The 12,355-nt window shown below is 61.2% G+C and carries 10 protein-coding genes; 3 read left to right on the top strand and 7 right to left on the bottom strand.

Features of this window, described 5'->3' with window-relative positions; all coding sequences use genetic code 11:
* Positions 1–58: 58 nt before the first annotated feature.
* The 7 genes from aroE to AABA48_RS04555 all read right to left on the bottom strand — a co-directional run bounded on the left by aroE (position 59) and on the right by AABA48_RS04555 (position 8,239).
* Positions 59–919, bottom strand: a complete 861-nt coding sequence (gene aroE, locus AABA48_RS04585) for a shikimate dehydrogenase (protein ID WP_286349870.1) — start codon at positions 917–919, stop codon at positions 59–61.
* Between the two features lie 2 nt (positions 920–921).
* Entirely contained in the window at positions 922–2,793 is a 1,872-nt protein-coding gene (locus tag AABA48_RS04580; protein ID WP_338271171.1) for a glycosyltransferase family 117 protein, read from the bottom strand.
* 19 nt (positions 2,794–2,812) lie between these two features.
* Positions 2,813–3,853, bottom strand: a complete 1,041-nt coding sequence (locus tag AABA48_RS04575) for a lysylphosphatidylglycerol synthase transmembrane domain-containing protein (RefSeq protein WP_286349872.1) — start codon at positions 3,851–3,853, stop codon at positions 2,813–2,815.
* Entirely contained in the window at positions 3,850–4,818 is a 969-nt protein-coding gene (locus AABA48_RS04570) for a bifunctional riboflavin kinase/FAD synthetase (protein ID WP_286349873.1), read from the bottom strand. The genes AABA48_RS04575 and AABA48_RS04570 overlap by 4 nt, the downstream gene beginning before the upstream one ends.
* On the bottom strand, positions 4,815–5,681 hold the full coding sequence (gene tatC / locus AABA48_RS04565; RefSeq protein ID WP_010942132.1) for a twin-arginine translocase subunit TatC: 867 nt from the start codon (positions 5,679–5,681) through the stop codon (positions 4,815–4,817). The genes AABA48_RS04570 and tatC overlap by 4 nt, the downstream gene beginning before the upstream one ends.
* Positions 5,682–5,775: 94 nt before the next feature.
* Positions 5,776–8,067, bottom strand: a complete 2,292-nt coding sequence (gene rnr, locus AABA48_RS04560) for a ribonuclease R (protein WP_286352522.1) — start codon at positions 8,065–8,067, stop codon at positions 5,776–5,778.
* A 49-nt stretch (positions 8,068–8,116) separates the two neighbouring features.
* Positions 8,117–8,239: a hypothetical protein gene (locus AABA48_RS04555; protein ID WP_286349874.1), complete on the bottom strand. Its 123-nt coding sequence runs from the start codon at positions 8,237–8,239 to the stop codon at positions 8,117–8,119.
* Between the two features lie 54 nt (positions 8,240–8,293).
* Between AABA48_RS04555 and AABA48_RS04550 the strand changes: the two genes are divergently transcribed.
* The 3 genes from AABA48_RS04550 (at position 8,294) to AABA48_RS04540 (ending at position 12,353) form a co-directional block, all read left to right on the top strand.
* Positions 8,294–10,540, top strand: a complete 2,247-nt coding sequence (locus AABA48_RS04550; RefSeq protein ID WP_286349875.1) for a transglycosylase SLT domain-containing protein — start codon at positions 8,294–8,296, stop codon at positions 10,538–10,540.
* Between the two features lie 105 nt (positions 10,541–10,645).
* Entirely contained in the window at positions 10,646–11,095 is a 450-nt protein-coding gene (locus AABA48_RS04545; RefSeq protein WP_014551626.1) for a MarR family winged helix-turn-helix transcriptional regulator, read from the top strand.
* Positions 11,073–12,353 carry a TolC family protein gene (locus AABA48_RS04540; protein WP_286349876.1) on the top strand — a complete coding sequence of 427 codons (1,281 nt, stop codon included), beginning with the start codon at positions 11,073–11,075 and terminating at the stop codon, positions 12,351–12,353. Before AABA48_RS04545 ends, AABA48_RS04540 begins: the two co-directional genes overlap by 23 nt.
* Positions 12,354–12,355: the final 2 nt, after the last annotated feature.

Here is a 12,355-nt window from a genome sequence, read left to right as displayed (position 1 = left end):
CCGGCGCATTGGCGACAAACCCATCGTAGGTCGTCAAAAGTTCAATGTCAAGAAGTAGTTAGACCATCAGTGCCGCCATGAGACACCCTTTCATGAGTCCCTCGGGAGGCCGTACTCCAGTCCAGATTTCCAGCGCGCACTCGCCCTGGGCCGCCAGCATGCCGATGCCGTTGGCGCAGCGTATGCCGCAACGCTCAGCCTCGGCGAGCAAGGGGGTGACGGCGGGGACGTAGACCATGTCGTACACGGCGCCGTGGGAACCCATGCGGGAGAGATCCATGCCGGGGAAGGCAGTCCCCCCCATCCCCACGGAAGAGGTGTTGACCAATAGGTCAAAATTTTGAACGCACCGATTCAGATTCTCCGGGTCGAGGGAAATTGCAGCAAATTGTGTGCCGACAAAGTGCCGCCCGAACGCCTCCGACAGCTCTTCCCCCCTGGCGATGCTCCGGTTGGCGATAACCACCGATGCCGCCCCTGCCGCGGCCAACGATGCAACTGCGGCCCGGGCGGCGCCACCGGCCCCCATGACGAGAATCCGACACCCGGCCGGAGCAAAACCGAGATCTTCGTTCAGAGACTGAATAAACCCCTTGCCGTCGGTGTTGTATCCGACCAGATCGTTCCCTTCTCGTTTTACGACATTGACGGCGCCGATCAGTCCGGCTTCCGGCGAGAGCCGGTCCAGCAGCGGCAGGATGGCGGATTTATGGGGAATGGTCACATTAAAGCCGACAACGCCCAGTGCCGCCAACCCCTTCACCGCGTCGGCAAGGCGGTCCTCCTCAACGGCAAAGGGAACGTAAGCGTAATCAAGCCCCATGGCCTGCAGCGCCCCATTCTGCATGAGAGGCGAAAGCGAATGGGACACCGGCCGACCGATAATCCCCAGCACCCTGGTAGCGCCCGTAAACGGCATGATCACCTCGCTCCGTAGGCCGCAAGCACTTGCTCAACCTGTGCCCGCAAATCGGGGGCTATGGCCGCGGCGGCCCACAACTCCTCGGCTCCCTGCTGGCGATAGCCCATGCGCAGCAGTATTTCTCCGGCCTCCATGCGGCAGCTGGCGTAAATGAGTATCGCCTTGCCTGTGTCCAGGTCCCTGAAGCCCATCTGGCTCGTGTATCCTCGTGAGGCATAGAGCCTCCACACCGCCAGATCGGGCGGCCGCAGGACGGACCCGCCGTCGTTGATCAACTGATAACAGATGCCGCGCTGCTTCAGGCCGTATTCGGCAAACGGCAGGGAGTAGCGCGTTGAAAAATCTATGAAGACCGGCCTGCTGAGGATCTGTTCCGCCACGGCCAGCTTGAGAGCCACTTCAGCCGACTGCTTTCCCTCCGGCACGGTACGGAGCGCGCTCCTCCCGAACAGGTGCGGGAAGGCATCAAGATACCAATCAAAAACCAGGTGGGGCGTGTGCAGAAGGTCCAGGTCCTCGCGCATCCGTTCCACCCCTTGCAGGTACCAGAGGGGGAAGGCACCGCTGTCGCCCCATGTGAAGAGAACCGCGCCCGGCGAGAGGGAGCGCAGGGTATTGGTGGCGTAATCAAAGGCCACATAATTCTCGTGCTGATCGTTCTCGTAGTAGTTCATGGCGCAGATGGCCGAGGGGAGCACAAGGAGCAGCAGTCCCGCCATAAGCTTTATCGGCACCGATCGCAGTTTCTCCACCGGATTGTTCCTGAGCGCCAGCCGCAGCAGCGTAAAGAGCCCCAGTCCGATGAACACGGCCGAGAGGAGGTAGATCGGGGTGAAGAACTCCTCGGTGAGAAAGATGAGATCACCGGGTGTGTTGAAATAGCCGACAATAACCAGCAGCGAACAGGCAATGGTGAGCAGGTAGGCGATGATTTCGTCCCGGCACCGCGTGAGAAATGCAAAAAGTCCCACCAGCAGCAGCGCAAGGCCGACCCACGTGAACTCCCGCGGGAGGTTGAAGGCGGAAAGCTGCTGCCAGGCAAGGGCCAGGTTCCGGTCCGGTGGTTCAACCGGATATCCCTTACGCAGGAAATTCCAGAGAAACAGGTCGAGGGTCCGGGGATCTCCCCAGTTGAGCAGCGGGTTGCGCAGGGCACGGATCGGCATGTGGAGTTGAATGGCAAACCCCATGAGACCGAAGGCGACCGTAAGAGCAAGCTCCTTCACCCTTGCCGCCAGGCGCCAGTTTTTGGAAAGGATCAGCCACGCGTAGGCAGGGAGCATGAGCACTATGGTCTGATGGGCGCCCGTGGCGAGCCCGCAGATGAATGCCCCCAGATAGATGTGGGACGGCCGCATCTCTCCCTCGTCGTAGCGTTCGCGCCAGGTGACGAGAAGATAAAAGACCATGGCTGTCATGAATGCAACCAGGGGATAGGGCTTGTCGTGGTTTGACTGGAGCCAGAGCCGCGCGGAAAAGGCAAAGGCAAGGGCCGCGGCCAATCCGCACCCCCTGGCAAAGGTATCCGAAAAACGCAGGTCCGGAACCAGTTCTTCCCGCTTCAACAGATGACACGTGAGAAAATAGACTGCAAAACAGGCCGCTGACGCGGAAACGGCCGTGGCGATATTGACCCGGAAGGCGATGTTGCCGAAGGGAAGCCAGGTGAATGGTTTGCCGTAATTGACGAAGAGGGGGTAGCCGGGCGAATGGGCAGTCCCCAGGGAATGGATGGCCGTTATGAACTCGCCGCTGTCAAAAAACGTCACTGAGGGGGCGAGAGTCAGCAAATAAACGGCAAGTGGTATGATGAACGACAGAACGGCAAAGGGATCGATCCGACGAAAAATGGCGGATTGGAATGCGCGCATCAGAACCTCTCCATGAATCTCATTTCCCCTCCGAAGGGGTCCCGGCCCCTGCCAAGGGTCCACTGCGCCGCAGCGCCTTAAGGGAAAGGCCTTCCCTCCAGAGACAGACGATACCCACGGCGATGACCGGAACATAGTTGATGCCGTGAATCACGATGGCCGCGCTCAAGGCCGTCTCGCGGGGAACTCCGAAGGCCAGCAGGCCATAGACGCACGCTGCGTGGTATGTTCCCACATATCCCGGCGACGCCGGCACCATGACCGCAAAGACCAGCAGAACCAGGATGAACAGGGAAACGGCGAACGGGAAGGAAAAGCCGAAGGCTCGCAGGACCAGGTCCACAGGGATAACCGCCAGGATCCAGATAGCCACGGATGTGCTCCCCACCGCCCACCACTCCCGCGGCCGGGGCGAAATCCTGAACCCGCCGAGAAAGGAGCCGACCAGCGGGATGACCCGCTCCGCCAACCGGGCCGGAAAGGGACGGAGCAGTCGTTCGAGAAACCGGAGCGATGCCGCGGTCTTCCTTTTGAGCAGCACGAGCGCCACAACCACCACGCCGTACAGACCGAGCATCATGTACCCGCCGATCACGAGCCCCTGCCCGACCGCCTCGCTTCCCGCCGGAAGCTGAAGCGTGAACAGGGTTGCGAGCAGAAAGAGAAGGACCGTGAAGCCATCCGCCAGGCGATCGAGAACCAGCGTGGCGAACACCGATCCCGGCTCCATTTCCTCACGCCTGGCCAGCACCCAGGCCCGGATGAACTCTCCGAGGCGCGCCGGCAACAGGTTGTTGGCCATGTAACCGATGAGGGTGGCGGAACACAGGTTGGCAAAGCGGGTTTCGCCCAGGGGAGAGAGGAGATACTTCCAGCGCAGGGCACGGACGAGGTAGCTCAGGAGCGTAACGGCCACCGCCACGGCCACGTAGCCGGCATGGATGCCCCGGAACGCCCGCAGCAGCTCATGTCCGTCCACCGAACGAACCAGCAGCACCACAAAAAACACGCTGATCCCTATTCCGAGCCAAAAACGTCTGTCGCCCGGCACTCCTCTCACGCTGCGCCACCACCGAGATAGTCGCGGTATTCGATGATGGAGACGCCCGCCAGGAGCTCGCGACACCGGGCCACATCCCGGCTGATTCCCTCCTTGAGGGCATTGAGATCGGGATAGCGCAGCTCCTCACGTACCCGATCCACGAAATACACGCGGATTTCCTTGCCGTAGAGGTCGTCGTCGAAGTCGAGGATATGAACCTCGATGGTCACCTCTTCATTGCCGAAGGTGGGGTTATTGCCGATGTTGCAGGCCCCGTCCCGGATGGTATCGTTCACTCGCACCTTGACCGCATAGACCCCGGCAGCGGGGATCAGTTCCTTTTCGGTCCGGAGATTGGCCGTGGGGAACCCCAGATCCTTCCCGCGCCGGCGGCCGTGAACCACCGTTCCCCCCACCGAATAGTGCCGGCCGATCAGGCTGACCACCTCACGGACATTGCCCGCCGCGATCATGCGCCGCACGGCACTGCTGCTGTACACCGTCTCGCCGCCGGCGATCTGCTCGAGCACTTCCACCTCGAAGCCGTGCTCTTCGCCCATCCTCCGGAGCATGGCCACATCACCTTCGCGGTTCCTGCCAAAGGCGTAATCATAACCGATGACGAGCTTCTTCACCCCGATCCGTCCCACGAGGATCTCGCCCACGAACCGTTCGGCGCCGATGGCAGCGAACTCGGCGGTAAAGGGGATCGTCAGAAGGCAATCAATCCCTGACGCTTCGATAAGAAGCTCCTTCTCGGCATAGGTGTTGATGAGACGCAACTCCTTCCGGAGCCCCAGGACCTTCAGTGGATGGGGGGTGAAGGTGATCACCATGGAAACCCCGTCCAGTCGCGCGGCCTCACGCTTGACCCGTCTGAATATCTCGCGGTGGCCGAGATGAACACCGTCGAAGTTGCCGATGGTTACCACCGGGCTCGGCAACGGTTCACGAATTTCGTCAATGCTCCGGAAGATTTTCATGACGCGGCGCCGGTCGGCCCCTCGCCGGCCACTGCCTCCACCGGCTTTTTCTTGCCGAAGAGGAGGACGAGCCAGACGCTGATCTCGTACATCATATACAGCGGTACCATGATGACGAACATGGTGATGAGGTCGGCGTGGAAGGCAGCCACAATGGAACTTGCCAGGAGGGCGTAGCGACGGTTGCGGGCCAAGAACTGATAGGTAACAATTCCGAAGCGCGACAGAAGCAGCATCAGGATCGGCAACTCGAAGATGAGGCCGAACATCAGGATCAGGCGGAGGCAGAAGTTGATGTACGCACTCATGTTGAAGAGGCTGTTGAGCCCCTCCGCTTCATAGGACAGGGAGAAATTGATGATGACCGGCCAGATGACTACCAGGAAAAAGAGTGCCCCCACGCAGAAACTCACCGTACTTACGGTCACGAAGGGCAGCACCATCCGCTTTTCTTTCCGGGTGAGCCCCGGCGCGATGAAAAGCCAGAGCTGGTAAAACACAACGGGAAGCGCCAGGATAAATCCGGCGATAACCGATATCTTGCACTGGACGAAAAAGGGCTCAAGGGGGGCGCTGTAGTTGAGCTTGCGCTCCTTGGGTGCCGCGTTCATCGCCTTTTCAAGCTCAAACTGCTTGTAAGCGGCTGGGAAACGCTTGCCCACTTCCTGATATACCTGCTTCTTGATGTCAGTGAGGTAGGTTTCGCCGGTGATCGGCTTCGTAACAAAGTGAAGGAGGCCGTTCGAAAGGTTCCAGGCGAACCCCATGCCCACCACAACCGCCACAATGATGATGATAAGCCGCTTGCGCAGTTCCACCAGATGTTCGAGGAACGGCAGGACCTTCTGATTATCTTCTGACATGTCACCTCTACCTTAACGTACGTGGTTTAACCGATAGACATTAGCACAGCGCGACAACTTGAGTAAAGCGGACGGATGGCGTATCCGGCAAATGTCACCGTTTGGGGCGGCCACCTTTGCCCCCCGTACGCTTCTCCCCGGAACCACGGCCGCGCCCTCCCCCCTTGCCCCGGGATGCCTGAAGAGCCTTGGGACGCTTGCCCCTGACCGGTACCCGCGGATACTCTTCCGTCGCCGACGTCCTTTCCGCCGAGCCCGGCCGGGCTTCGTGCAGCCCCGCGAGAACGAACTCCACCTGCCGCCGCTCAATGCTCACCGCAGCCACCAGAACACTTACTCTGTCGCCGATCCGGAAGGTCTCCTTTGTCCGTTCCCCCACCAGCGAATGCCGTTTCTCCTCGTAACGGTAAAAGTCGTTGGCCAGGGTAGAGACATGAACCATCCCCTCGACAAACAGATCGATCAGTTCCACGAAGAAGCCGAAGGAACTCACCCCGGTGATATAGCCCTCAAAGGTTTCGCCGACCCGCTCCTTCATGAACTGGGCCTTCTTGAGCGCCACGATCTCCCGCTCAGCCTCCATGGCGAGACGCTCCCGGCGACTCGTCTGCTCGGCCGTCTCCGGCAGGACGGCGGCCAGGCGTTCCTGCTCCTTCTCAGTCATGGCCCCGGCGAGAATGTCCTTGAGAATGCGGTGCACAACCAGGTCGGGATAACGGCGGATGGGGGAGGTAAAATGGGTGTAGCAACGGGCCGCCAGGCCGAAATGCCCCAAGTTTTCGTGGCTGTAGCGGGCCTGCTTCATGCACCGCAGGAGCACCTCGTTGATCATCCGCTCCTCGGGCTTTCCCTCGGCTTCGTCGATGAGCCGCTGAAGTTCGTGGGGGTCGACCCGGTCGCCATCCATCCGGAAGGCATAGCCGAAATTGAAAATGAACTCCCGGAAGTCGGTCAGCTTGGTCGGGTCAGGCGGTTCGTGAACCCGATAGAGAGAGGGTATGCCCCGCTCCTCGATGTGGGACGCCACCGCCTCGTTGGCCGCCAGCATGAACTCTTCTATGATCCGGTGGGCCAAGTTGCGCTCGGACCTGATGATATCCACCATCTCCCCCTGGAGATCCAGGACGATCTGCGGCTCGGGCAGGTCGAAGTCGATGCTGCCGCGCTTTTTCCGCTTCTCCATGAGACGCAGCGCCAACTCCTTCATTACTCCCAGGTCGTCTACCAGGTGACGGTTGGCCTTGATGGCCTCCGGATCGCCATCCACAAGCACCTTACGAACCGTCGTATAAGTGAGCCGTGCGGCGCTCCTGATCACGCTCGGATAGAACGACGAGGACTTCATGGCCCCGCTGCGGGTGAACAGCATCTCGGCCGTGAGCGTCAGGCGCTCCACCTGGGGGTTGAGCGAACAGATGCCGTTGGAAAGTTCCTCGGGCAGCATGGGGATACAGCGATCGGGGAAATAGACCGAGGTTCCCCGCAGGTAGGCTTCACGGTCCAGGGCAGATCCCGGTCTCACGTAGTGGGACACATCGGCGATGGAGACCCAGAGCCGGATGTCGCCCCCCTTTTCCCGCTGCACGGATACCGCGTCATCGAAATCCCGCGCCGTCTCGCCGTCAATGGTGACGGTAAGCCGCTCCCGCAGATCCACCCGTTTGGCCACGTCCCCCCTGCGCACCTCCTGCGGAGTGGAACGGGCCTCGGTCAGCACGTCTACGGGAAATTCATAGGGAAGGTCATGCTTGCGGATAATGGTGAGGACCTCAACCTCGGGGTCGTCGGGAGAGCCCAACACTTCCACGATGCGCCCCTCCGCCTTCTTCCGCTCCGTTGGCCAGGCCGTAAGCTCCGCCACTACCACCTGACCGCTGCGGGCCCCCCCCCATGCTTTTGGGGGAACCGCGATATCCCGGGTGATGCGGGTGTCGTCCGGCTGGACGAACCCCACCCCGCCGGCGGTGTCGAATCGGCCGACGATCCGCTTGAGCCCCCGTTCGATGGTCCGGATAATCCGCCCCTCCTTCTTCCCCCCCCGCTTAAAGGATTCAACCCGGACTTCAACCAGATCCCCATGAAGGTTTCCCCCCAGGTATCGGGCCGGGACGTAGACGTCGTCTCCTCCCCCTTCGGGGACCACGAAGCCGTATCCCTCGCGATGAGTGACAAGACGCCCCCGGACGACGGTTTCCTCTGACGGGACGGCGTAGCGGTTGCCGCGCTGTTTCACCAGATCACCCGCCGACACCAGTTGGTCCACGAACTGCTTGAATCCCAGCCGATTGGCCTTGGTTACGCCAAAGGCCTGCATCATGTCCCTGAAGGGGGCGCTTCCCCCCTGCTCGCGGATGAACGCGAGGACTTCCTCCCGTTTCCGTTTCATCATCCGTCCCCTCTCCCGGCTGTGCGCCACGGCTACTATGCATGCAGTTTCACGGCAAAGTCAATCCGTATACGGGCGCAATCACTGAAAAACCCTTTGCATTTTCCGTCCCCTTGCGGGTAGTATCTAAACCGTTGACGCCGGCCGGCGGTTCGGGGCCGGCGTTTTTCATGCCACTCACCGGTGTGGCCCCGCCTGCCCGCCGTGCCCCACGAGGTTGCAGTATATGTACACCAGACTCCTTGTTGCGCCCCTCGCCTGCCTCCTGTTCGCGGCGTCAGCTTTTGCCCAGCCCACGGCTGCGGTTCCTGATGCACCGCTCCGCAATGCAGCACTTCGTATGAAAGAAAAAGATTACCGTGCTGTGCGCGACGAGCTTCGCTCCGCCCCGCCGTCTCCCGAGCGGACCTTCCTGGACGGCGTGGCAGCCCGTCGCCTTGAGCAGTGGCCCGAAGCCTCCGAGCTTCTTGGCGTTGCGGCAAAAAATCTCCCACTGTTGGCCGATTACGCACTGTTCTGGCAGGCGGAGGCACTCATGGTGGCGGCCCGCTACGACGAGGCAGAAGAAGCGCTGCAAAGGCTCGTGGGAACCTGGCCCGACAGCCCAACCCTGCGGAAGGCGCGCATGCTCCTCGCGGATGCTCTTTTCGCCCGCAAAGAGTACCGTCAGGCCCATGCCTCCTATATACGGTTCATTGAACTGTACCCATCGGGAACCGACTCAGTCACCGCCACCCTGAAAGCGGCCCTCTGCCGCGAAGGCCTTGAAGACCCGGGACGGGCTGTCCAGGAGTTGCGGGCTATCTGGATTGCCTATCCGGCATCTCCCGTGGCTGAAACCGCGGAACAGGAACTCAAACGACTCGAAGCGCTCGGATTCCCTGCCGTTCCGCTAACGCCCGATGAACTCCTCAAACGAGGAACTACGCTCTATAATCTCGGCAAGTACGAACGCGCCCTTGCCGTCTTCAATACCATTCCCCTCAAGGAGCAGCCTGCCGGCTTCAACGACCGCGTGGCACTGAAAGTTGGCGAGACACTCCTGAAACTGAGACGGTACAAAGATGCTGCCCGCACATTCTCCGGCCTCATAGAGCGTGAGCCGAAGCGGGAGATTGCCGACGAAGCCCGTTTCCTGCTCTCCCGGGCCCAGGACAAAGCCGGCAACGATGACGAGGCATTTCTCGGCTTTCTCCAGCTGGCGGAGACCGCCCCCACCTCGGAATGGGCGGACAATGCGCTTCTGGAGGCGGCTTTCGTCCGCAAATTCCAGGGGCGGTACGCCGAGCAGCTGGCAGTCCTGGAAAAACTGCTGACAACCTATCCCGGGACGAAACTCAAGCCGCGGGCATTGTGGGAAACTGCCTGGGCTCGCTACAACACCGGCGACTATCGCTCTGCCGCGGAGTCATTCCGGCTTCTGACCGCTTCTGCCGACTACCGCGAACGGGCACTGTACTGGCACGGGCGTTCCCTGCAGCGCACCGGAGAAGAAACTGTGGCCCGGCAAAGCCTTGCCATGCTTGCAGAGGAATTCCCCTTTTCCTTTTACACCTTCACGGCGACCGCCCCGGCACCCCAGGAAGGGGCAATGCCCCTGATAGCGCACGACCTGCGCCAGATCATCGCACCGCCTGCCGGACACGAACGGGCACGGGCACTTATCGCCATGGGGCTCAATGATCAGGCCAGGAGCGAACTCTCCCTCGCCCGCAAAAACGGCCCGTCGCGGGGCAAGGGGCTCCTGGGCATCGCCCGTCTCTACCTGGAGATGGATGATTATTCATCCGCGGCAGCGGCCCTGCGCGGGGAGCAGCCCCGCCGCATGGACGGCGAGACGGCGACTACCTGGGGGCTGCTCTATCCCCGCGGCTTCAGCGAGTCGGTCGCAGCCGAGGCAAACCGCTACACTATCCCTGAAGAATTGATCTTCGGTCTCATCAAGGCCGAAAGCGGCTTCTCTCCCGTTGCCCTGTCGCCGGTCGGCGCGGTGGGACTCATGCAGCTCATGCCGTCCACTGCCAAGGGCATGGTCAATGGTTCGTCCACCTCCACCGGTATTTCCCTGCGCCTCACCGACCCAGCCTTCAATGTCGGCCTCGGAGTCCGACACCTGAAAGACCTGCTCAAGCAGTACAACGGCAATGTGGTTTCCGCCGTGGCGGCCTACAATGCGGGCTCCAGGCCGGTGGACCGGTGGCGGCGTTCCCTTGCCGGCCTGCGCGAAGACGAATTCATCGAGAACATTCCCTACTACGAAACCCGCGAGTATGTAAAAAAAGTCCTGACTTTTGCGGAGGTATACCGCAGGCTCTACCGTCCTGCCGCACCGGCCCTTGCGTTTCTTCCCCCGGTCAGCGCACCGGAACCACCCCAACCAGCCCCGACCAATAATGCGCCGCCAACTGCGGTACTAGCCAGCCCACCCGAAGCGGCAGTCCTGACGGCACCGGTTCGGCAACAGCCCGAATAGCCTCCACCTGCACTGCCAAGCGGACATGGGTAATGCATACACACATTGACAGCATACTGATTATCTGTACAATGATTGTCATTATTCACAGTGATCGGATGACGCATGTACGACATTGAAAACAGTATCGGCTTCCTCCTTGCCAAGGCCTACCAACGGGGCTTTGCACTATTCAAGGAACAACTGGACCCATACGGACTGACCCCTCCGCAGTTCAGCCTTCTTGCTTTTCTCTGGAAGGAAGACGGTCAGTCCCAGACGGCCTTGTCCCAGAAGACCCTCATTGACCGGACCACCATCGGCGGTCTCGTTGACCGGCTCGAAAAACTCGGGCTGGTCAAGCGGCAGCCCCACCCAGAGGACCGCCGCGCCTATCGAGTCTGCCTCACCGGACGGGGCAAGGAGCTCGAACACGAACTCTGCGCCACCGCGGCGGAGGTACTAACCCTCTTTCTCGCACCCCTGTCCGATGACGAGCAGGACAACCTGCGGCACCTTTTGAAACAAATCAGGATCGCGCCGGAGAATCGCCATGAAACCTCTAGCACCCCGTAGCCTTTCCTTCCTGATCCTTGCGCTCTGTGCAGCGACGCCGGCCATGGCCAGCGCGCTTTCACTCAAGGAATGCCTGAGTCTGGCCGCGGCCGGCAACTACTCGCTGGCCGTAACAGCTTCCGACCGCCTTATCGCGCAAGAGGCGATCACCCAGGCCCGAAGCGGCTTTCTCCCGCGCGTGGACTTCCAGGGCGGGTACACCCTCCAGGCAAAGCCCCAGGCGGTGAATTTCGGCGAACGGGGCAGCATTGAGACCCAGGACGGCACCTATGGATTCTTCAACCTCTCCGTGACCCAGACCATCTATGATTTCGGCCGCACCTCCTCGCGCCGGCAGCGGGCGTCCCTCCTCCACGAGGCGACTGCCCAGCAATACGCAGCGGCCGAGAAAGACGTATTCCTCCAGGTTGTCGAGGCCTATTTCGGCATCCTCGAAGCACGGCGCCTCCTCGGCACCGCCGAGGAGGAAGTGGCCCAGCGAACCGACCATCTGCGGATCGCCACCAATCTCTTCGAACAGGGGGTGGTCACCCGCAACGACCTGCTCCAGGCCCAGGTCAGACTGGCGGAAAGCTCCCAGAAGCGCCTGGTGGCGGCAAATCGTCTCGAAAACCGCTGGATGTACCTGAATCACCTGGCCGGAAGACCTCTCGATCAGCGTGACGAGCTTGAAGAGGGAACTGAATCCGCCATGCCCGATACCGCCGGGGCCGAAGAACGCGCCTTTGCCAATCGTCCCGAACTGACTGCCCTTGCGCGAAGCGCAGACGCCGCCGATGCGGAAGTTTCCGAGGCCAGGAGCGGTTACTACCCCGAACTCTATGCCAAGGCCGGTGTCGACTACGTGGAGAACAGCAAGGTGCGCGAGCAGGCAATCTATGCCGCAACGGTGGGGCTGAAGATCAATCTCTTCGAAGGGTTCGCCACGGAATCCAGGCACCGGCAGTCAGTCGAGCGCCTCTCCAGAAGCCGCGATGCGCTGCGACTGGCGCGGGAACAGGTCCGGCTCGAGCTTGCCACTGCCCTGAACGATGCCCGGGTGGCGGAACAGCGGATCAAGAGCGTTGAAACGGCAATCCGCCAGGGAGAAGAAAACCTGAGAATCAACCGGGACCGCTACCAGGCCCAGGTCGGCACGGCCACCGATGTGCTCGATGCCCAGACACTGCTTACCCAGATCAAGACCGATTATCACCGGGCCGTTTTCGACTTCCAGGTCGCCAAGGCCCGTGTCAGCAAAGCCATGGGAGAACTGTAGGC

The organism is Geobacter sp. 60473, from assembly GCF_036323535.1.
Taxonomy (GTDB): Bacteria; Desulfobacterota; Desulfuromonadia; order Geobacterales; family Geobacteraceae; genus Geobacter; species Geobacter sulfurreducens.
This window is presented reverse-complemented; position numbering and strand designations above follow the sequence as displayed.